Annotated in this window: 13 protein-coding genes and 5 tRNA genes; 8 read left to right on the top strand and 10 right to left on the bottom strand. The window is 60.2% G+C overall.

The window, feature by feature from the left end:
- Positions 1 to 35: 35 nt before the first annotated feature.
- Positions 36 to 1,850 (bottom strand): hypothetical protein, encoded by a 1,815-nt coding sequence (locus tag BUQ73_RS05815; protein ID WP_152031510.1) that lies wholly within the window; start codon positions 1,848 to 1,850, stop codon positions 36 to 38.
- A gap of 343 nt (positions 1,851 to 2,193) precedes the next feature.
- On the opposite strand from BUQ73_RS05815, the gene BUQ73_RS05810 reads away from it, so the two are divergent.
- The 4 genes from BUQ73_RS05810 (at position 2,194) to BUQ73_RS05795 (ending at position 12,517) form a co-directional block, all read left to right on the top strand.
- Positions 2,194 to 3,489, top strand: a complete 1,296-nt coding sequence (locus tag BUQ73_RS05810) for a hypothetical protein (RefSeq protein WP_079227030.1) — start codon at positions 2,194 to 2,196, stop codon at positions 3,487 to 3,489.
- Positions 3,490 to 3,511: 22 nt separating this feature from the next.
- Entirely contained in the window at positions 3,512 to 8,674 is a 5,163-nt protein-coding gene (locus BUQ73_RS05805; RefSeq protein ID WP_079227029.1) for an RHS repeat domain-containing protein, read from the top strand.
- Positions 8,675 to 8,905: 231 nt separating this feature from the next.
- Positions 8,906 to 11,413, top strand: coding sequence for a fimbria/pilus outer membrane usher protein (locus BUQ73_RS05800; protein ID WP_079227028.1), 2,508 nt, complete (start codon positions 8,906 to 8,908; stop codon positions 11,411 to 11,413).
- Between the two features lie 42 nt (positions 11,414 to 11,455).
- Positions 11,456 to 12,517, top strand: coding sequence for a fimbrial protein (locus BUQ73_RS05795; RefSeq protein ID WP_079227027.1), 1,062 nt, complete (start codon positions 11,456 to 11,458; stop codon positions 12,515 to 12,517).
- Between the two features lie 103 nt (positions 12,518 to 12,620).
- On the opposite strand, the gene BUQ73_RS05790 is transcribed toward BUQ73_RS05795, so the two are convergent.
- The 5 genes from BUQ73_RS05790 to BUQ73_RS05770 form a co-directional block, all read right to left on the bottom strand.
- A tRNA-Gly gene (locus BUQ73_RS05790) sits at positions 12,621 to 12,696 on the bottom strand.
- Positions 12,697 to 12,782: 86 nt separating this feature from the next.
- Positions 12,783 to 12,858 (bottom strand) — tRNA-Gly (locus BUQ73_RS05785).
- Between the two features lie 3 nt (positions 12,859 to 12,861).
- A tRNA-Glu gene (locus BUQ73_RS05780) sits at positions 12,862 to 12,937 on the bottom strand.
- Positions 12,938 to 13,029: 92 nt separating this feature from the next.
- Positions 13,030 to 13,105 (bottom strand) — tRNA-Gly (locus BUQ73_RS05775).
- Positions 13,106 to 13,109: 4 nt separating this feature from the next.
- Positions 13,110 to 13,185 (bottom strand) — tRNA-Glu (locus BUQ73_RS05770).
- Between the two features lie 337 nt (positions 13,186 to 13,522).
- On the opposite strand from BUQ73_RS05770, the gene BUQ73_RS05765 reads away from it, so the two are divergent.
- Together BUQ73_RS05765 and BUQ73_RS05760 are read left to right on the top strand one after the other, a co-directional pair.
- A complete protein-coding gene (locus BUQ73_RS05765; protein ID WP_079227026.1) occupies positions 13,523 to 14,290 on the top strand; it encodes a hypothetical protein in 768 nt (255 codons plus the stop codon).
- Between the two features lie 119 nt (positions 14,291 to 14,409).
- On the top strand, positions 14,410 to 15,822 hold the full coding sequence (locus tag BUQ73_RS05760) for a hypothetical protein (protein WP_192858686.1): 1,413 nt from the start codon (positions 14,410 to 14,412) through the stop codon (positions 15,820 to 15,822).
- Between the two features lie 109 nt (positions 15,823 to 15,931).
- Here BUQ73_RS05760 and BUQ73_RS05755 read toward each other — a convergent pair whose 3' ends face one another.
- Both BUQ73_RS05755 and BUQ73_RS05750 read right to left on the bottom strand, forming a co-directional pair.
- Complete coding sequence (locus tag BUQ73_RS05755; protein WP_079227025.1) at positions 15,932 to 16,414, bottom strand: GAF domain-containing protein; 483 nt, start codon at positions 16,412 to 16,414, stop codon at positions 15,932 to 15,934.
- Positions 16,415 to 17,302, bottom strand: a complete 888-nt coding sequence (locus BUQ73_RS05750) for an ATP-binding protein (protein WP_079227024.1) — start codon at positions 17,300 to 17,302, stop codon at positions 16,415 to 16,417.
- A gap of 199 nt (positions 17,303 to 17,501) precedes the next feature.
- On the opposite strand from BUQ73_RS05750, the gene BUQ73_RS05745 reads away from it, so the two are divergent.
- Positions 17,502 to 19,856: a hybrid sensor histidine kinase/response regulator gene (locus tag BUQ73_RS05745; protein ID WP_079227023.1), complete on the top strand. Its 2,355-nt coding sequence runs from the start codon at positions 17,502 to 17,504 to the stop codon at positions 19,854 to 19,856.
- On the opposite strand, the gene BUQ73_RS05740 is transcribed toward BUQ73_RS05745, so the two are convergent.
- Together BUQ73_RS05740 and msrB are read right to left on the bottom strand one after the other, a co-directional pair.
- A complete protein-coding gene (locus BUQ73_RS05740) occupies positions 19,846 to 20,334 on the bottom strand; it encodes a glutathione peroxidase (RefSeq protein ID WP_079227022.1) in 489 nt (162 codons plus the stop codon). The two genes, BUQ73_RS05745 and BUQ73_RS05740, sit on opposite strands and share 11 nt — an antisense overlap.
- A 2-nt stretch (positions 20,335 to 20,336) precedes the next feature.
- Positions 20,337 to 20,738, bottom strand: a complete 402-nt coding sequence (gene msrB / locus BUQ73_RS05735) for a peptide-methionine (R)-S-oxide reductase MsrB (RefSeq protein WP_079227021.1) — start codon at positions 20,736 to 20,738, stop codon at positions 20,337 to 20,339.
- 169 nt (positions 20,739 to 20,907) lie between these two features.
- Here msrB and BUQ73_RS05730 point away from each other — a divergent pair, with 169 nt between their 5' ends.
- Positions 20,908 to 22,119: a pyridoxal phosphate-dependent aminotransferase gene (locus BUQ73_RS05730; protein WP_012313392.1), complete on the top strand. Its 1,212-nt coding sequence runs from the start codon at positions 20,908 to 20,910 to the stop codon at positions 22,117 to 22,119.
- Positions 22,120 to 22,531: the final 412 nt, after the last annotated feature.

Below are 22,531 nucleotides of genomic sequence, written 5' to 3'. Positions count from 1 at the left end.
GTATTGCTCACATGAGTGTGATTGCCTTAATGGCATCAAGACCGGATCGCAACGTTGCTGTCCGGTACTGCGTGAGTGGACTGACCATCATCGAAGCTGATCTCTGCCTTCATGCTCATGCGCGAGTCGATTGCCAGCCCCTTCAGGTCCTGCAAGGGCACCGTCGCCACCACCATGCCTTTAGCAACTTCGCCGGCATCGACCTTTTGCGCATCGCGCAAAGTCTTCTTGTACTCACCACCAACGGCCAGCACGCCGGTCACCGAGATCGTCACCCGATTGCCGACGGCCATGAATGGCCAGCTACGAAGCACCAGGGAGGGGTCCGCTTTGAGAGCGCCTATACTCAGGTTGCCCAGCCCATCTGCTTCGTCGCAGATCACCTGCTGGTAGTTGCCTCGTGGCACTGGCTGGATTCTCAGCCGCAACGCTTCCGAGGGCAGTTCGCCGGTATCGGTGACAAGGGTGTAGGACACCGGGAAGCGCTTGGCAGAGGCGTCATTGCTCTGCTCCATGTTGGCGGCGATGTACTCGGCAGGAATCTTGAACCGCAATGGGGCATTCGGATCATCCGGTGTTTCGACCGTAACGCAGCCGGCATAGGGGTCGCCCTCCCAGTGCACCTTTACTTTGTCCGAGGCCTGTACTGCATCAGGAGGCACATTGACCCAAGCCCCGCCTCTGAACTCAATGGCCGACCCAACAGCGGCGTCTGCTTCGGGGGTGGTCTTCTCAATGGTCGGTGCCAGGCGAGGCCCTCGCGCACGCTCGACTTTGAACGACAGGAGCAACGAACTCAGCGCCCACCCCTCACGCGCGATCTGGAAGAACAGTTCAATTTCATCGCCGACACTATCGATCAGCGCCTCGGGGCCCAGGCTGAACTGAAGCAGCCCATCTGGCAGGTTGCTCGCATCCAGACGCAGTGCCAGGATGTGGCGGTTCTCCACCCTCCCACCGCTCCAGTGGCACAGCACCCAGTCACCCGCCCTGGCCAGCGCTGGGCATCGCGCCTGGATGATCAGCCCATCGAGGAAAGCGTCCGGGTTCAACACATCGCCGGAGAAACCTTCGATGCTCAGAGCCGGCAAGTACGGATGCCTGTGAACAGGCTTCTCCATTACCGCAAATTTCTGACCAGGCGACTGCAGTGGGGCGGTCTTCCCTTTCAATGTGATCAGGTAGTGAAGTTCGGCTCGCCCGTTCACCAGGTCGCGCAATTCACTACGACGGATCGGGCACTTCAGTGCATTACCCAGGTCAGCCGCCTGGGGGGAACAGTCGAAAGTCGTTTCCGCTACCGGCTTGCCGTCCTCGTCAGTGCCATTGAGCACCAATGTCACTGCATCACCCACCTGCATGGCCTGGTAATGAGGGATATACACAGTGGCACCCGCGCTACCTAGAGCGCCGTAGTCGATGACCTGATCGTGGGATTCAAGTACTTGCACCACACCCAGGCGTTCCTCCCAGACTGGCCTATCGACCAGCCCCACCAGGCAGAACAACCGGAACGACTCGGTGGCCTCATCCCCATTGACCCGATAGGAATAGAACCCTGCGCCGCTCCTGGCACTCACAAGGGTCTGGTTTCGGATGTGCACAAGCATCCCTACGGTCGGGTCCGGGTCAATCACAGGCGTGCCCGACTCCAGGTCGTCGAACGGCACTCCGCTCCCACTGGCACCTCGCCAGATCACCGTAATTACGTCGCCGGTCTTGATACCGGGATAATTCACAAACGTCGGAAGGTCAGCGCCTTGCAAGGCATCCACGTCGATTTCAAGTTTATCCGTCAACAGGGGAATACTGGGCAACGGGTAGCGCGCCACTTGTTTCGTCAGGGTCATATTTTTGAACTCCACAGGTTCACTCTTTTTTACCCCGTGGCTCAACAGCTGCCTACTGGCAAAAATAATAGGTAGCCGCCGTCAATCACTGCCGGCAGCCTGCGGCACCGACCTGTTATTTTTGCCAGGTGACCCTGCCCTGACAATAATTTAAATTGAAATGTTCACGCATAAACCAACACGCCCACCGGCCTAGTATTTCTATCAGGTGCAAAAAACCACCTGCACTTTTATCCTCCAGCTTTGCAGCATGCACGCTCCGCAGACTGCAAGATTCACAACGGCCCTTCCAGCGCCACTTATTTCACCCCATTAGTACCGAGCCTCATCTGGAGGAAATAAAATGTTATTTACCCGCCCCCTTGGTCGCTTGGCCCGACGTAGCCTTATCGTATTGACCATTGGCGCTGCTGGCGTCTTGCCCAGCAGCGTCGTACACGCGGCAATACCCTCTGCCAATGAAAACGGGAGCATTACCCTGTACGGCAAGAAGGGCAATATTACAGACCCTGAGAACGACAGTAATGCCAGCTGCACGATCAACGTCCTGCCGGCCGGCAGTAGCCGTACAGTTGATGTGCTGCTCAACAACCCTGCTTCCGAATGTTATGGCCTGCGGGTCGCTTCCATCTCCATGGAGAATATGCCACCGGCCACCCAGGTGCTGCTCACAGACGACTACCTGTGTGACACCACCTTGGGCAGCAGTTTCGAACGCGAACGCGACCCGTCCACCAACAAAAACTTTTGGGTCAAACTAAAAACCGGAGCAGCCGGTGCAACGCTTGTTGAAGAAAGTATCAGTGCGCTTAATTTCAAAGGCTTCGCTTCGAACCGTTCACCGTCCGGGGACCAAGTCAGCGAGGAAGTAAAGGTTGAAGACTTTGGCGTGAGCGGTACGACTGAACGCATGACCTACACGCTGTCGTGTGTGCGCATTACAACATCGACCAACAAGACAACAAAAATAGGCACCTATTATAGTGTCCCCGCCACAGCGTGGAGCAGTGCCGTCAAAGAAAGTGCAAGCAGAAAGTGGCAATGCCCGGAAGGCCAGGTCATGACCGGGCGCAAACACAAGGGGGACGAGAATGCGGACACTCAGTACAAATGCACAAGCATCAAAGACGTAAACACAAAACCGTCGGCGTGGTCACCCATGTTTCGCGAATGCGGTGTCAGGTTAGACGCCAAGTTTGACGACGACAAAAACCGCTACAAAACCTGCAATGAACTGGTCCGTGACAACAACTGGAACAATACCGACTATTACTACTTCACCTGCCCTGTCGACCAAGTAATGATCGGCCGCGGCCATGGCTATTCGAACCCCAGCGACTGGCCAGAAGATGATACAGGCGACGATAAGGGCGACGATAATGGCCGTACCGACTATCGCTGTGCCGAACTTTATCAGGGCGCGCCTTCAGAAAGCACCCGCGTTACGGTACTGCCTGGCAAATGGAGCACGCCCAACACCGAGAGCGGCAAGGAAAATAACGATCACGGCTACCCAGAGCATAACGGTGAGTCTGAATGCCCCTTGAATCAGGTCATGGTAGGCCGGGCTCATCGCGGTGACGAAAACAACTTGACCCGCTATCTGTGCGCCAGGCTGCGCAGCCCCGCCTCCAACTAGTTGCTCGCCAAGGAGTTATGCCATGATCGCTACATCCGCCACACACTCCAATGCGTTCAACTTTCTCGGTTTCATGCAAGGCCAGGTCGACCCGCGTACCGGTCAGTACACACTCGGCATCGAACTGCCAAAGTTGGTCGCCAATGACCTGATCGGCCCTAACCTCCCCCTGCGCCTGGACTTCAGCCCGCTCAACGATGCAGACAGCGGCTACGGTATAGGGTGGGGCATCAACCTCACACAGTACGACCTTGGCAGCAAAGCCTTGTCACTGATCACCGGTGAAAACTATCGCGTGACCAGCGACGAACCCAAACCGGCCCGCATCAGTGAACAAAAACTGGTGAGTTTCGAGTTTTACAAGGATGACGCGGACAACTACCGCGTCGTTCACCGCTCCGGCATGGTCGAACACCTGCGCGCCCACGTCAGCAATGGCCAGCGGGTGGCGCTGCCACACCGGATCTATGCAATATCTGCGCACTGGATCGAATTGTCCTACATCAAGCCTGACAACCTCAGCCACCTTTGCCTGAGCGAAGTTCGCGATGCCACGGGCAAGCGCCTGCTGTGGGTGGAATACCCAAGCCTGAACCGCTACAACATCCACTTGCATCCAGACGATAGGGCCAGCACCTTCACTGTCGAGCTCACCGCTCGCCAGGTGACCAAGGTTATGTTGCCCAGTGCTGACAACGCCAACTGGCGCTTTGAATACCTCAACAATGCCTCGACCCAAGACATGACCTGCCTGAAGACCGTATATACCCCTACTGGCAGCGTCGAAACCCTCAGCTACGACGACAGCGGCCACTTGATGCCCACAGGGGCACCAAGACCCAAGCTGCCCAAGGTCGCAAGCCACAGCATCGACCCTGGTTTCAAACAACCGAAAATGGTTACCCATTTTGCCTTTTCGGCAGAGAATTTCATGGGTGGCAATAGCGGCCAGCCCTGGACCGAGGGCGAAGATACGCTCTACAAAGTCCCTAACAGCGCTGGCTATTTCTACACCTCGACCCAGACACAACAGGTAGGCGGTGAAGTCGTTCGCAAGGTCATCAGCCATTACAACCGCTACCACCTGATGACAAAGCAAAGCACCGAGCAGTATGGCCCCGTGGCCCAGGTGCTGCCGCCGCAGGGTGAAGAGCCGCCAGAGCCGGTCAAGGACTGGCACATCCACGAGACCGAAACCCTTTACCACGAAAAACCGGCACTGGGCTTCGCCCTGCAGCCGCGGTACTTCCAGATGGTCAAGTTCGTCATACAGCGCTGGCGGATGAAGAGCGACACCAACAAGCTGCGCCAGGAAGTCACCTTCACCGACTACGATGAGCATGGTAATCAGACCCTGGAGGTTCAGCCCAACGGTATACAGACCGTCAGCGAGTACTACACGGCAGAGGCCAGTGACGGCTGCCCAGCCGACCCGCACGGCTTTGTGCGCAGCCTCAAGCAGCGTACCGTTTACCCGGCTGGGGCGCGGCCATCCTGGACGCCGCCAGACGACATGGAACCCACCCTGCCCAAACCTGTAGCGGTCGAGAATGGCGCACCCGTGCTCACCACGCGCTACCGCTATCGCCTGTTCGACGCGCTGACCGACGCCAGCCGCATTGCCAGCATCCCGAACCAGTACCTGGTGGCGGAAAGCACCACACTGTCCCACGGCCTTGATGAGGCAGAGGTGACACTGGAACTGACCGAACTGGGTTACCACCGTGCACCGGATCAACCCGCACTGCATGGCCGCCAGAGCACCGAAGACCGAACCCTGTACAACGCCGAAGCCAAAGGTCTGCTGGCCAGCCAGGAGAAAGTTTCCACCCGCTGGCACTACCCGGGCGCAACCACGAAAAAACGTAATGCACCGCTGGAAATCAAAGAAACCGTAACCTGCAAAGGGCAACAGAAAAGCCTGGTCACTACCCTGTCGAGCCTGACCGGCGACAAGCTGACCGAGCAGGATATTCACGGCGTAGTCACCGCCTATGAATACGATGCGCTACAACGGCTGGTGAAACAGACGATCGCTGCCAACAGCGCGAACGCGGCCGTGCGCACATATACCTATCAGCTGGTCGCCGCAGCAGGCCAACAAGCCGGGATGACCGAAACCGATACCACCAACGTTGTCACTTCTACCTACTACGACGGCCTGAACCGTACCATCAGCCAGACGCGCAAAACCGAGGGCGCGCAGCAGCCGCAACTGGTTTACCAGGCGAACCATGACGAACTGGGGCAATTGATCGATGAAACTGTCCACGACCACCACCCCCGGCTCACGGGCACTACGCTGGCCACCAAGACCCAATACACCTATGGCGCCTGGGGTGAAGTGTGCGAAACCCTGAATGCCGACGGCACCCGGCAACACAGTGCCTATTCACCGTTTGGCGAGCAAGGCGACATGACAGCCAGCTGGATGACTGGCACGGGCCAGCCGACACTGCGCCAGCATTTCACGCTGACCCAGGACAACCTCGATGAAAAACCATGGCAGGTGCAGCGGCTGGATGCCGAGGGCAAGGAAGCCGGGCGCCAGAACTTCTTCTACGATGGCGTTGGCCAGAGCACCCGCGAAGAGCAACGCATCCGCGACCCGCTGGACCCGCGGCGCGAGCTGCTGAGCATCAACAGGTACACGTACGATGCCTACGGTCGCATGACCCAGACCGAACGCCCTGACAAAACACTGATGAGCCGGACATTCGCCGCCCACAGCCGCAATGAACTGGTCGAAGCGCTGTACGCGCACCAGAAGCAAGGGGTTGACGGCACACTGGCCTGCAGGCGCACCTTCGATGGCCAGGAGCGCCTGCTGACGCTCAATGCCGGCCCGCGCCAGGAAACCTACGAGTACAAGGACGAAAACGGCAACGACAGCGAACAGGTGCTGATGAGCAAACGCACCACTGCCGCCAAGCGTGTGTTCACATTCAGCTACGACCCAAGCCTCTCCCTGGAACCCAAGACAGTCACTGTAGGCAGTAATCAGCCCGCCAGGTACGACTACGACCGCAAAACCACTGCAATCAACAGCGCCAGCAATGTTGAGGGCGAGCGTCGCTACAGCTACACCGACCAGGGCTATCTGCTCAATGAAACCTGGGAGGACAAGGTTAATGCCAGCACCTATGTCTGCGACCACACCACCTCGCTGCAGGGCCGCCCACTGCTGCGCGAGGACAGCGACCAGCAGACGACCGAACACGGCTACGACAACCTGGGCCGCCTGAGCTGGACCACCCAGGGCAACCTGCGCGCAGACTTTACCTACGATGACGACGGGCGATTGAAACTGACCCGCACCCAGGACCTGACCAGCCTGCACCGCATCGACTGCGAACAGCGTTACGACAGCCACGGCCAGGAAGTCGAACGCACTCTGACCCGCTACAACGACCAGACCAAGGGCATGGTGCTGCGCATTACTCACGTCTGGCGCGATGATGGCCTGCTGCACAGCCGCACGCTGCAGCGTGACGGCGAAGATGAACTCACGGAGACCTTCGAGTACGACTTGCGCAAACGGCTGGAAAGCTATTTGTGCGAGGGCGAGCCCTCAGCCCTGCCAAGCAACGCCAAAGGTCGCCCCATCGAGGAACAGAGTTTCAAGTACGACCTGCTGGACAACCTGATCGAGTGCAAAACCTGGTTCGCCGATGGCGGCAGGGATACGGCCACCTACACCTGTGATGGCTTCCAGTTGAAAAAGGTGACCCACACCCATGAGGACTACCTCGCCAGCTGCGACTTCAGCTATGACGATGACGGCAACATGCTCAACGACGAGGCCGGCAACCAGCTTGTGTACGACGACCATGGCCGCCTTGAACAGGTACTGGATGCCACTGGCCAGCCGTTGTACAGCTACCGCTACGACGGCCATGATCACCTGGTGGGCGTGCGCCACCGCAACAGCGCGGAGGTGCTGCGCCGCTATCAGAATGAACGCCTGCACAGTACCGTCGACGGCGATGTGCTGACGCAGTACCTGTATGACGGCGAACGCCCGCTGGGCCTGCAAGCGAACAACGACAACGGCGCTACCCGCCTGCTGCTGACCAACATGAGCAACAGTGTGCTGGGCGAGAGCACCCAGAACGCGCTGACCGAAGCCCGCTACAGCGCCTACGGCGACACTGACCAGCAAGACCCGGACAAAGCGCTGCAAGGCTTGCTGGCCTTCAACGGTGAAGCTCGCGAACGCACGCTGGGCTGGTACCTGCTGGGGCGTGGCTACCGCGCCTACAACCCGCAGCTGATGCGCTTCCACAGCCCGGACTCGATGCCACCGGAGGTCGCCGGTATCAACCCCTACCAGTACTGCCTGGGCGACCCGGTGAACTGGCGCGACCCCAGCGGGCACGTGAGTTACAGAGCGCCCACTACCCCGCCGGCGACGGGTGGTACGAAGAGGAAAAAAACAAGCAAGACCTCACTGTGGATTACGTTGGGGCTTTCGATTGGTGCAGCCCTTCTTTCCATCATTCCCTTTGCACAGTCTGCGGCGGTTGCCGTCTCGACCATCGGGTTCAGTGCGTTGTCCGTTTGGTCAAAAGTCTGGCTGGCTGTCGGCGTGGCAGGCGTGGCCACGCAAGTTGCTGGCCTTGCAATACAGGGCGTAGCCACGAACGAGGATGACCCCGAAAAAGCCAACCTACTCTGGGCGATCGGCGGCGGGCTGAGCTTCCTGGGGGCGATGATGACGGGGGTTGCAGCGTACAAGTTGAACTCAGTAGTAGCGAAAATGAAAGGAGTGGGCAGGTGGGAGCAGTTCAAAGATGCGACAAAAGAAACTCTGGCGAAAGTTATCAAAAAACAAAAAGCTATTGGACGCAACCTTGGCAAGGCAAATAATCGTTTGAACAAATTGGAAGCGAGAGTAAACGCCCTGGAACAAAAACCCCCAATCCCTGGAAAAGACGGAGCTCAAGGGCCACAAGGACTGCAAGGACCGCAAGGCGTACAAGGCCCTCCAGGCGTACAAGGCCCTCCAGGCATACAAGGCCCTCCAGGCGAGGTGATATCGAAAAACCCTGTGTATGGTATTGACCTTGATAGCGGATTACCCCCTTCCTCCCCAGTGGCAAAACAGGCTGGAAGCTCGAATTGGAGTTTCCAGCCTCAGGATAGAGTTCATACAACATATAATAATTATTGGTCTAAACGATAAGTTTCACCTCAAGGCCCACCTCATCCGAGGTGAGCCTATCTCTCCCCAAGACGAACTAATCCCCCCCTTCCTCAGATCCCTCCTACATACCGCCCTCCTTCATCCCACTAACCTCCCCACCATCCTCTAGCTCACCCCTTGCGACCCGAGCGCGGAGCACAGCGTTTCGCGGCCAGTCCACATCGCGTGGCTTTCCACTGGCCATCAATCTTCGCCAGCCGAGACATCCCCATGCTAAACGCCAAACGGCGTCGGCAGCCGCCGTCGCGTCTTCGTTTCGCCCCCTTGCTGGCTTTGGGCGGCAGCTGCCTGCTGCCAGCCGCCCAGGCCGTCGAACCCGAACTGAAATTCCATACCGGTTTCATGCGCCAGGCCCCCGGCCAGCCCCAGGGCAGCGCCGAACTGGCGCTGCAGGCGCTGGCCGCGCACCAGCCGCTGGCCGCCGGGCGCTACGCGGTGCAGGTGCGGGTAAACCTGGCCCACGCCGGCGAGCACACCCTTGACTTCCAGTATCGCGGCCCAGACCAAGGGCTCGCCCCCTGCCTGAGCGCTGCGTTGCTGGCCGAGCTGGGGCTGCGCCTGGAACGCCTGGAAACACCACTGGCGGCAGACGAGCAGTGCCTTGACCTGGCCGCCCGCTTGCCCGGCGCAGCGGTCGAGTTCGACAGCAGCCGCCTGCAGCTCGACATCTCGATCCCCCAGGCGGCAATGCGCCGTGACGCGGCAGGCAGTGTCGCCCCCGAGCGCTGGGACCATGGCATCAATGCCGGCTTCGTCAGCTACCAGGCCTCGGCCCAGCACAGCAGCCAGCGCGGCGGGCCAAGCCGCAGCCAGCAGGACCTGTACCTGAACAGCGGCCTCAACCTCGGCGGCTGGCGCCTGCGCAGCAACCAGAGCCTGCGCGAAGATGAACACGGCCAACGGCGCTGGACCCGCAGCAACACCTACGCCCAGACCGACCTGCCCGGCAGCTGGGGCACACTCACCCTCGGCGAGACCTTCAGCAATGGCGAGGTATTCCGCAGCCTGCCACTCAAAGGTGTGCAGCTGGCTTCGGACATGGGCATGCTGCCCGACGTGCTGCAAAGCTATGCCCCCGTGATCCGCGGGGTGGCCCAGAGCCGCGCCAAACTCGAAGTCCTGCAAAATGGCTACCCGATCTACAGCACCTACGTCGCTGCCGGCCCCTATGAAATCGACGACCTGGCTATCGGCGGCGGCAGTGGCGAACTGGAAATCGTCCTCACCGAAGCCGACGGCCAGGTGCGTCGTTTCATCCAGCCCTATTCAAGCCTGGGCAGCCTGCTGCGCGAAGGCGTATGGCGCTACACCGCCGCCTTCGGGCGCTATAACGCAATCAACGGGCAGGACCAACCACAGTTGTGGCAGGCGACCCTGGCACGCGGCATCGGCTGGCAGTCAACGCTCTACGGCGGGGTTTTGGGGGGCGATTATTACCGCGCCGGGCTGCTGGGCATTGGCCGCGACTTCGGCCACTATGGCGCGGTATCGCTCGACGCCACCCACGCCAGCAGTGACTTGGGCCAGGCGCTGGGCAGTGTCACCGGGCAGAGTTTCGCCGCCCGCTATGGCAAGACCTTCCAGACCCGCACCAACCTGCGCTTTGCCGGCTACCGCTATTCCACCGAGGGCTATCGCGACTTCGACGAAGCCGTGGCCCAGCGCAATGCCGACCGCTTTTACCTGGGTAACCGCCGCAGCCGCGTGGAAGCCTCGATGCAACAGCCGCTGGGTTCAAGCAGCTCACTCAGCCTGACCCTGACCCAGGACGACTACTGGAACAGCAACCGTCAGCGCCGTCAGTACCAGTTCCAGTTCAATACCCAGCACAACAGTATCAGCTACAACCTGTTCGCCTCGCAGTCGCTCAGCCGCGACAATTTCAACGATCGCATGGTCGGCCTGAGTGTCTCGATCCCGCTGGGCCTTGGCAACAGCAGCAGCGCCACCTTCGACGTGCAACAGCGCGCCGGGCACACCAGTGAACGTGCCAGCCTGAGCGGCAGCGGCCTGGACAACCGCCTGGGCTATCGCGCAGGCGTCAGCCAAGACGAGCAGCGCCGTAATAGCCTGGAGCTCTCGGCAAATTACCATGGCGCACACGCCAGCTATGGTGCCGGGCTTGTCGAAAGCCGCGACCTGCGCAATGTTTCCGTCAACACCAGCGGAGCACTGCTGGCCCACGAAGGCGGCATCACCTTGGCACCCTACCTGGGTGAAACCAGTGCCTTGGTCGAGGTGCCCGCCATCGCAGGTGTCGGCCTGGAGAACGCCCCAGGCGCGCGCACCAACGCCAAGGGGTACGCCTTGGCGCCACACCTTCGCCCTTATCGGGTCAACCAGGTGAACTTGCTCACCGACCAATTGGGCCCAGAGGTAGAAGTGGAGAATGGCACGCAACCAGTAGTGCCTCGCCGCGGCGCCATTGTCAAAGCCACCTTCGCCGCCCGCCAGGTCACCCGCCTGGTGCTCACCTTGCAAGAAAGCAACGGCCAGCCGCTGCCATTCGGCACCCAGGTCAGCGACGAGCAGGGCAATTCACTGGCTATTGTCGGCCAGGCTGGCCAGGCGCTGATCGCCACCGGCCCGCATCCACAGACGTTGAACGTGCGCTGGGGAAAACAAGGCGACCAGCAGTGTCGGCTGCCCATCGAGCCTTTGCAAATGGAGCATCGCCAAGGCTACCGGCTGCAGACGCTCACCTGCCCGCCACTCTGAACCCTGCGCGCCAGCAATGGCGCCTTACCTGCGGATTTCCCCATGCCAGTAACCAGAAACATCTGTACGGCCCTTGCCCTCCTTGCCTTCGCCGGTAACGCTCATGCAAGCATCAACTGCACCTGGCAGTCCACGCCCGGCCCACTGAGCTATCGCATCGACCTCGGCACCCCCTGGATAGCACGCGATGCCCCGATCGGCAGCATCATCGGCACGGTCCGCGCCCTCTACGCGCCCGAGGAGAATCAGCGTAGCATCCGCTGCGAGAACGACGGCAGCGGCACGTTAACCTTCCAGGCAACACCAACTGCCCCCTTGCACCCTGGCCCACTGCCTCCGGTAAATGGCTGGAACGTCGATGGCAAGGTCATGGAAACCGGCATCCCCGGAGTCGGCCTGCACATCCGCCTTGGCTTCCCCTTCGCCGGAGGCTTCAGCAATGTGTTCACCCCAACGGACGACGAGGCTATTCCCTACCTGGGTGAAAACAGCCAGGATTCGGGCGCCACGCCACTCCAAATCTCATCACTGCTTTACACTCCCGTCCTGATAAAGACCGGGCCTATTCCCACTGGCCCCCAACATTTCAGCAAACAGATGGTCCGCAGCCAGATCAGCTACCTTGGCGACGCACTGAATATCCACGTCAGCGGTGGGGTGCACCAGGCCCAGTGCACACTCAAATCCAACCCGGTCAGCGCCGACCCGGTGCAACTGGGCAACCATGACCGTGCAGACTTCACTGGTATCGGCAGCACCACGCCTGCAACGGACTTCCACATCACACTCAGCGACTGCGAAGATGACCCTACCGGCAGTATCGCCCGCGCCCATGTACGCCTTGAGGGCGCACGCGGCTCGGTGCCTCTGCTACCAGCACAGGGGGTGTTTGGCCTGAGTAGTAACTCCACCGCGACCGGCGTCGGCATTCAAATATTGCGCAGCGACAGTAGCCCGATGCCACTCCAGCAGGACGAGCCAATCACCTCGCTGGTCATCGGCACCACACGCCTGGACTTCAAGGCTCGCTATTACCAGACCAACGCCACGGTGACAGCGGGGCTGGCCGAGGGCGCGCTGGATTTCACCATCAGCTACCGCTAAGCGATCCCCCTTGGGCACTGAGCGTGCCCAAGGGGGACATGATAATTTCAGGAACGACAAAAACGAAGAAAGGGACTTTCGTCCCTTTCTTCGTTTCTATATTTGGAGCGGGAAACGAGACTCGAACTCGCGACCCCGACCTTGGCAAGGTCGTGCTCTACCAACTGAGCTATTCCCGCATTGTGAAGCTTTTACCGCTATCGGCGTGAAGCGCCTTGACGACCTTCACCACCACTGCACCGCATAGACGCCACAGTATTTAAACTGGAGCGGGAAACGAGACTCGAACTCGCGACCCCGACCTTGGCAAGGTCGTGCTCTACCAACTGAGCTATTCCCGCAAATGGCGTCCCCTAGGGGACTCGAACCCCTGTTACCGCCGTGAAAGGGCGGTGTCCTAGGCCACTAGACGAAGGGGACACACAACACTTTTCAGTGTGCCAGGTATTGAACCTCACGATTCAGCCTGGACTTTCTTTTCCTGCCCCGCCGTTAAGCAGTGCCGGAGAAACTGGAGCGGGAAACGAGACTCGAACTCGCGACCCCGACCTTGGCAAGGTCGTGCTCTACCAACTGAGCTATTCCCGCAATTTGGCGTCCCCTAGGGGACTCGAACCCCTGTTACCGCCGTGAAAGGGCGGTGTCCTAGGCCACTAGACGAAGGGGACACGCTGCTGGCATTACTGCCTGCTTTCACTCCCTGCCGCGTTTCGCTGTGTGCTTTACGCTGCAAGTGGCGCGCATTCTATGGATGCTTCGAACACCCGTCAACCCCTTTGTAGAAATTTATTTAAATCAATGACTTCGGTCCATATAGAAGGCGCCGCCAGGGCACGCCGAAGGATTGGCGTTGATTTTCTGACACGGTCGTCGCAAAGTGCCATCACTTGAGGAAACTGGCAGTCAGCCGACAAAGTGCATTGAGGAGGCCACGCCGGTCCCTTCGCGGCAGCGACGGCTACCACTACACTCTATTAAGCAAAACTTCTGGATGAGGCGTTAACGGTGACACCACTTCTGATCACTCTGCTCATCGTGGCGGGTATCGCGTTGCTGATCGTGATCGGCTACCTCAACAACGTGGTCGAAAACAGCAAGCTTGAACGTGCGCGACTTAAGATCGACCTCGCCGACCGGGTCCGCCGCTGTGGCGAAATCACCGAGACCTTCCCCGGCCAGTTCATGACCCCGGCACTGAAGCTGCTGCTGGCCCGCCTGGAGCTGAACCTCAACCAGCGGCAACTGGCGCTGGACAAGCACAACGCCGATTTCAAGGCGCGCATCGCCGAGCTCGAAGGGCTGATCGGCCAGGGCGAGAGGATCCCGGTGAACAACCCGCCCTGCCCGATCCAGACCGAAGTCAAAGCCAAGGATGTGCGCTTCCTGCTTGAGGCGCTGCACACCCAGATCGTCAAGGCCACCCAGGAGAACGTGCTGCCAACCAACGAGGGCAAGCAATGGGTCAAGGAGATCCGCCACATCCTGGTGCTGCTGCATATCGAGTTCTTCAACAACCTCGGCCAGCAGGCGCTGCAGCAGGAACAGCCAGGCCAGGCGCGGCTGGCCTTCGAACGCGGCGTGCAGTACCTGCGCAAGCAGCCGGAGCCGAAGGTATATGAAGAGCAGTTGACGTATCTGGAAAAACTGCTGGCGCGGGCCAATGCCCAGGTGATGGACAAGATGGAGCCGGCGGAGAATGAGCAGAACGAACTGACCGACGGGCTCAAGACCGACGAGGAAGAGACCTGGAAGAAGAAGGTCATCTACGATTGATGCTTTGCCTGCATTGGCTATGCCGGGTAACCCGCTTGCCACCTGTCATTTTTGCCAGTTGTGAGTTTACGTGAGGGGGGGGTACGGTGCTCAGCAGCTGACCTAACTGCAGGTGCCCCATGGAAGCCTCTAAAATTGCACGTTCTTATAATATGCAGGGATGGAGGGCTCATCTTGTTTGCGAAACGGCGAGCCTGAACAATGCCCTGCTTGCATTCCATTCCCAACGCCCAGACGACCGACCCGATGATTGCAACACGCTCGAATTTGAAATCCCAACGTCATCGGGTTTTGCATGGCAATTCGTCAGGTGCACGCTAGGCCGACCACTGCTGAGTTTTTCGACGTCATCGGGTAACCAGACAATTTGTATTACCCGGCGTTTTCTGGATTACCAGAACGTCACCCTTCGTCGCAAGCCAGGTAGCACATCAGCCTATGTCGAGGCGATCACCGCCTCGGGTAAAAATGGCAGTTTGAGTTTGTTTCATGAGTTTGAGACTGACGCATGTAAAGGATTGTATGAGCCGGGCAAGCGCGTGAGGTTCGAGATTGATAAAGGACGATCAAACTTCTCTATCGGCTACCCTGGGCGTGAGCCACTCGAACGCCATCATGAATTTGAGCTACATTTCGATGCGTTACCGCCAAGCGAGCGATATGTATCTCTGCATGAAGTGGATCCGCTAACCGGCAGTGAGTGGCTACTACGCCCTTTGCGGTTCTACCCTCGGGCTTCGGAAAGCCCAACGCACTCCATTTCCTACATCGCCTGGGATGAAGATAGTAATGGTAGCCACGTCTCACTCCCCCTGACGTGCGCGGATGGAGCTGTTGAACGTATGCAAACATACGCAACGAATGCCTCCTATATGAATACCTATGTCAGCATTTATTCCATACCTGCGGAGGGTTACAGACTCTCAGACTTCTACAGCTTGAGCATGTTGCTCCACCCACGCAGTACTGATGGTTGCACAGGGGCAGAGCAAATAGAAGATGTCGTGTGCGGCCTGTTTGAGAATAGATCACGCGCTGCAGTGGCAGTTGAAGCAGATACGCTGCAAATCTCTGGTGTGCGGCCGCTGGTCAAGATGGTGAGCGCAAGCGAGCCCTACAAAGAAACGCTTACCCCCCCTGCTGAAGCCAGCATGCAGGAACCTGTATGGATCGATTATGTACCAACAGGCAATCTCACATTTCCACACTACAGCACGTATGTTGTACTTAATAGAGCACCGACACATGACTTCAAGCTAAGCAAGAGCGGCGACAAGTTAAAGCTGGCTTTAACCTATCTGGACGCCAATGGGCTCGAGCGTGAAATCGACCCGCGCACCACCGAATGGAACATACTGGCAGGTGGAGGAAGCATTAGCGTTGATGGTGTTTTCACCCCAAGCTCATTTAACAGATTCGCCGTAGTACTCGCCGTCGAACCCGACCCGAAGCACGTTTTCTGGGCCGTGTTGATCGTGCCGATTCCATTGATGTCAGTGGATGATTTCCTAAAGCTCGCAAACAGAGGTTGAGGCCCTGTAATCCCTATGAAAATGCTTCGTAGCCTACGCGTCGAAGCATTTTGTGGGCTGAGCAGTTTGTCAGCGGCTTACAACAACCCACCAAGTTGGCCATTGCCTGTCAGCAGTCGGTCAACTCCAGAAAAATCGCCGCCAACCGCTCAAGCCCCACTTGGTCCGCCTCACTGAAACGCCCAACCTTCGGGCTGTCCAGGTCCAGCACTCCAATCAGCCTGCCCTCCTTCACCAATGGAATCACCAGCTCACTGTTGGAAGCACTGTCACAAGCAATGTGCCCGGGGAACGCATGCACGTCCTCCACCCGCTGGGTCTGCCGCGTTGCCGCCGCCGCCCCGCACACGCCCTTGCTGAACGGAATGCGCACACAGGCCACCTGCCCCTGGAACGGGCCCAGCACCAGCTCTTCGTTGCGGTTGAGGTAGAACCCCGCCCAGTTCAGGTCGTCCACCTGGTTATAGAGAAACGCCGAGAACTGCGCCGCATTGGCGATGAAGTCACGCTCGTCGGCAAACAGCGCCTGCACTTGCGCTGCCAGCAGGTTGTAGCCGTCGAGGCCAGCACCACTGGCATTGAGGTCGATCATTTACTTTTGCTCCAGCAATTGCAGCCCGACCCAATAGCGGGCGAACTGATAGGCACAACGGCCATTACGGTTACCGCGGCCGGTGGCCCAGCGCACGGCGAGGATGTCGAGCTGTTCGTCACGCTGCCAGGCCAGGCCCGCAGGGCGTGCCAGCTGGCCGATCCAGTGCTCGACAACATTCAGGAAGTGGTCCTGGGTGAACGGGTAGAACGACAGCCACAGGCCAAAGCGGTCAGACAAGGCAATCTTGTCTTCCACCGCTTCGCTAGGGTGCAACTCGCCGTCCACGCGTTTCCAGTTTTCGTTGTCGCTCTCTTTCTCTGGCACCAGGTGGCGCCGGTTGGAGGTGGCGTACAGCAGCACGTTGTCCGGGGCCTGCTCCAACGAGCCGTCGAGCACGCTCTTGAGCACGCGGTAGTCGCCCTCCCCGGCTTCGAACGACAGGTCGTCGCAGAACAGGATGAAGCGTTGCGGCAGCTTTTGCAGTTGCTCGACCACCCGTGGCAGGTCGGCCAGGTGGTCGCGCTCGATTTCGATCAGGCGCAGCCCGGCGCCAGCATGCTCGGCCAGCAAGGCGCGCACCAGCGACGACTTGCCAGTGCCACGCGAGCCCCACAGCAGGGCATGGTTGGCCGGCATGCCATTGATGAACTGGTGGGTGTTGCGACCCAGCTGCTCACGCTGCTTGTCGACGCCGATCAGGTCGGTCAGGCGGATGTCCAGGCTGACTTCCAGCGGCAGCAGGTAGCCGCTGCGGCCGTCGCGCTGCCAGCGCGCGGCCAAGGTGGTGCCCCAGTCGATGTGCGGGCGCGGCGCCGGCAGCAAGGGTTCGAGACGCGCCAGCACCGATTCGGCGCGTTCCAGAAAACTATTCAAGCGAGCGTCCATGACGACTCCTACAAATTCAGATTCACGGCTGCTGTACCGGCCTCTTCGCGGCTGAAGCCGCTCCTACAGGGATATCACTGCCTTTGAGGCCTGCGTTGACCTGTGGGAGCGGCTTTAGCCGCGAAGAGGCCGGCACTGGCAATTGAGCAATCAAGGCTGAATGTGCGACAGACCCGCCAGTAGCCAAGGTTGATCGGCTATGCTTGCGCAGCGCAAGGGACGTGAAACCGGCTCGGGACTCATGGATATCAAGTTCACCAATCGCCTGTCATACAAGCAAGCCCGGTTGACAGTCCTGGTCGGCTTCATCCTGGGAACATTGCTCAGTCTCATCCAGATCGGCATCGATTATGCCAGCGAAGACGCATCCATCAACCGTGAAGTGCAGGCTTTGCTGCAAATCAGCCACGATCCGGCTTCGCGCATCGCCTACAACATCGATTCGGAGCTGGCGCTGGAGCTGACCCGCGGCCTGTTGCAGTCACCGGCGGTCATCCGGGCGCGGCTGATCGACAACAACGAAACGGTGCTGGCCGATGTCGAGCGCCCGCGCCTGCAAGACCGCTACCGGCCACTGAGCGACTTTCTGTTCGGCGAGAAGCGCCAGCTCAAAGACCGCCTGTTCCTGACCCACATGCCTGAGGAGTACCTCGGCACCTTGTACCTGGACGTCGACACCTACGCGTTTGGCAGCCGCTTCCTCGACCGCGCCGGGGTCACCCTGCTAAACGGCTTCGCCCGTAGCCTGGTACTCACCGGTATCCTCCTGGCGCTGTTCTACATGATGCTGACCAAGCCGCTGGTGACGGTGATCGGCGCCCTCACTGGCCGCAACCCTCGCCAGCCCGGGCTAACCCGGGTGGATTGCCCGCCTGGCCACGAGCTCGACGAGATCGGCGTGCTGGTCAAGGTCGCCAACCAGCAGTTCGTCAGCATGGCCACCGAGATCCAGCAGCGGCGCACCGCGGAAAACCGCCTGACGCAATACCTGAACGAGCTGGAAGACATCGTCTCGGCCCGCACCGAAGAGCTCAAGGCCAGCAACAGCCGCCTCAGCCAGTCCAACCAGGAGCTGGAAGAGGCCCGCCAGCGCGCCCTCGACATGGCCCAGGCACGCGCCGCCTTCCTGGCCAACATGAGCCACGAGATCCGCACCCCGCTCAACGGCATGCTCGGCATGATCGCCCTGGCCCTGGACAGCCCGCTGGCCGGCGAACAACGCCAGCAGCTGTCGATCGCCCACGACTCGGGCAAGGTGCTGGTGGAATTGCTCAACGATATTCTCGACCTGTCCAAGTTCGACGCCGGGCAGCTGGAGCTGGAGCGCATTCCCTTCGACATGGGCGCCATGGTCGAGGACACCGCCAACCTGCTGTCGCAGAATGCCGCACAAAGCGTCGAGCTGACCTGCCTGATCGCCGGCGGCTTCCCCAGCTCGGTGCTCGGCGACCCTACGCGGGTGCGCCAGGTGGTCAGCAACCTGCTGTCCAACGCCCTCAAGTTCACCCGCTTCGGCCGCGTCGATGTGCGCCTGGTACGTATCGTCGGCGGTGTGCGCCTTGAGGTACGCGATACCGGCATCGGTATCCCCGAAGATGCCCAGGCGCGGATATTCCAGCCGTTCACCCAGGCTGGCGCCGGCATCACCCGCCAGTACGGTGGCACCGGGCTGGGCCTGGCCCTGACCCGCAACCTGTGCAAAGCCATGCAGGGCCACCTGCGCATTCAATCCGAACCAGGCTTTGGCAGCCGCTTCAGCGCCGAACTGCCGCTGACCACGCATACCGAGGCTGTTAAGCCGCCAGCCCTGCAGGGCAAGGTCGTCGCCCTCAGCGACGCCGGCAGTGGCCTCAGCGAACTGCTGCAGGCTCTGCTGCCCGGCTGGGGACTCGACTATCAACGGCACGATAGTGGTGCAGCCATCGACAACAGCATCGACCTGCTGATCACTGACGACCTGGAGCACCTGTTCCAGCTGCGCCCGGCACTCAAGGCCCCAATCCTGCTGGTGACCGCATACGGCAATTTCCTGCCCAGCGAGCAATCGGCGCAATTGGCACCCCTGCACCAGTTGGCCCGGCCGCTGTCGCGTAACGCGCTGTACCAGACCTTGCGCCGGACCTTGCAGGGGCATGCCCCGGAGCACCCGCTGGCCACCCCGCTGCTCACGGCCACCGAGGGCCGCGCGCGCATCTTGCTGGTGGAGGACAACCCGGTGAACCAGCTGGTCGCCAAGGGCATGCTGGCCAAGCTCGGCTGCCAGGTGCAGCTCGCCACCCAGGGCGCCGAGGCCCTGGAATGGCTGGAACGGGAAGACTTCGACATGGTGCTGATGGACTGCAACATGCCGGTGATGGATGGCTACGAGGCCAGCCGGCGCATCCGCCAGAGCGGGCGTTGGCCAGAGCTGCCGATCGTCGCCCTGACTGCCAACGCCATGCCCGAAGAACGCGAACGCTGCCGCGCGGCAGGCATGAACGACTACCTGGCCAAGCCTTTCCGCCGCGAGGAGCTACTGGCACTGATCGACCACTGGGTGCCGCTCAGCGGCTGAGCAGGCGCTCGATGTCGGCTTCCAGGGCCTGGGGCTTGGTGGTCGGTGCGTAGCGCACGACCTTGCCGCTGGCCGGGTCGACCAGGAACTTGGTGAAGTTCCACTTGATCTTCTGCGAGCCCAGCAAACCCGGTGCGCGCTGCTTCAGTTCGACGAACAACGGGTGAGCACCAGGGCCATTGACCTCGACCTTGCGGAACAGCGGGAAACTCACGCCGAAATTGGCTTCGCAGAACAACGCGATCTCCCGTGCATCGCCCGGTTCCTGCTTGCCGAACTGGTTGCAAGGGAAGCCCAGCACCACCAGGCCACGCTCGCGGTAGTCCCGCCACAGCTGCTCCAGGCCCTTGTATTGCGGGGTGAAGCCACACTGGCTGGCGGTGTTGACCACCAGCAGCGCCTTGCCAGCAAAGTCGCCGAGCTTTTTCTGCTCGCCGCCCAGGGTCACGCAGGGGATGTCCAGCATCGATCCGGCCATTTTCAGGCTCCGTCGCGGGGTTTGAAGTCCAGGCACACCGAGTTGATGCAGTAGCGCAGGCCAGTCGGCGGCGGGCCGTCGGGGAATACGTGGCCCAGGTGGGCATCGCACTGGGCGCAGGTGACTTCGGTACGGATCATGCCGTGGGAAGTATCGCGGATCTCGATCATCGCGCTTTCTTTGATCGGCGCGTAGAAGCTCGGCCAGCCGCAGCCGGAGTCGAACTTGGTCTGCGAATCGAACAGCGGCAGGTCACAGCAGATGCAATGGTAGATGCCAGCGCGGCGTTCGCTGTTGTACTTGCCGCTGAACGGCCGCTCGGTGCCCTTGAGGCGGCACACCTGGTATTGCTCCGGGTCGAGCATCGCACGCCATTCTTCAAGGGTTTTGTCGATCTTTTGCATGTGGGGACCTCGGCAGGCTGAATTTCACCTCGCGCCGTCTTTTCCGTAGCGCGGGTGGCACGTATATTAGTTGGCTTCGTGTGCACGGGCTCCAAGTCTGGCACCCGCGCCCCGCCCTTTCAAACCTTTCGACGGCGGCGCACCGCGTATTCTCAATCGGGATCACATCATGCAGTTCAGCAAATCGAACAAGCTCGCCAATGTCTGCTACGACATTCGCGGCCCAGTGCTCAAGCACGCCAAACGCCTGGAAGAGGAAGGCCACCGCATCCTCAAGCTGAACATCGGCAACCCGGCGCCGTTTGGCTTCGAGGCGCCAGACGAAATCCTCCAGGATGTGATCCGCAACCTGCCTACCGCCCAGGGCTACAGCGACTCAAAGGGCCTGTTCAGCGCGCGCAAGGCGGTGATGCAGTACTGCCAGCAGAAGGAAATCGAAGGCGTCACCATCGAGGACATCTACCTGGGCAACGGTGTGTCCGAGCTGATCGTGATGTCGATGCAGGCGCTGCTCAACAACGGCGACGAAGTGCTGATTCCGGCGCCTGACTACCCGCTGTGGACTGCGGCCGTGAGCCTGGCCGGCGGCAAGCCGGTGCACTACCTGTGCGACGAGCAGGCTGACTGGTTCCCGGACCTGGAAGACATCAAGGCCAAGATCACCCCGAACACCAAGGCCCTGGTGATCATCAACCCGAACAACCCGACCGGCGCGGTGTACTCGAAAGAGCTGCTGCTGGGCATGCTGGAGCTGGCGCGCCAGCACAACCTGGTGGTGTTCTCCGACGAGATCTACGACAAGATCCTGTACGACGAAGCCGTGCACATCAGCACCGCCTCGCTGGCCCCTGACTTGCTGTGCCTGACCTTCAACGGCCTGTCCAAGTCGTACCGGGTGGCCGGTTTCCGCTCCGGCTGGCTGATCATTTCCGGGCCCAAGCACCACGCCCAGAGCTACATCGAAGGCATCGACATGCTGGCCAACATGCGCCTGTGCGCCAACGTGCCGGCCCAGCACGCCATCCAGACTGCGTTGGGCGGCTACCAGAGCATCAACGACCTGGTGCTGCCACCGGGCCGCCTGCTGGAGCAGCGCAACCGCACCTACGAACTGCTCAACGATATCCCGGGCGTCAGCTGCGTCAAACCGATGGGCGCGCTGTATGCCTTCCCGCGGATCGACCCGAAAGTCTGCCCGATCCTCAACGACGAGAAATTCGCCCTCGACCTGCTGCTGTCGGAAAAGCTCCTGATCGTTCAGGGCACTGCGTTCAACTGGCCGTGGCCGGACCACTTCCGTGTGGTGACCTTGCCGCGGGTGGATGACCTGGAAGCGGCGATTGGGCGGATTGGCAATTTCCTGCGGACTTATTCGCAGTAAGGTTTGACGGGATATTTGTGATGTCTGTGGGATCGAGCGCCGCCCGCGCGGCGCATCGCGGATAAATCCGCTCCTACATTTGTTGCAACGCGGCCATGTCTGTCAGGCCTTGGTTGGCAGCCGGCCTGCACGGCTCAAGTCATGCGCCAGGGCTGGCAACCATGGCGTTACAGGTTCGGCACGTTGCAACAAATGTAGGAGCGGATTTATCCGCGATGCGCCGCGCGGGCGGCGCTCGATCTCAAAGACCCCGCAAATCTCAAGGCATGCACCTTTCTTACATCCTGCAACGCTCTGTCTCACAGCCTCCACGCCATCCTCTGCCATACTGCGCCGTACACAGTTTGAAATAGTCGCCCGATTGAATCGCCGCGGCCGGCACCTTATATACCCCGCAGTAAGCAACGACTTA

The organism is Pseudomonas putida (assembly GCF_002025705.1).
Lineage (GTDB): Bacteria > Pseudomonadota > Gammaproteobacteria > Pseudomonadales > Pseudomonadaceae > Aquipseudomonas > Aquipseudomonas putida_J.
This window is presented reverse-complemented; position numbering and strand designations above follow the sequence as displayed.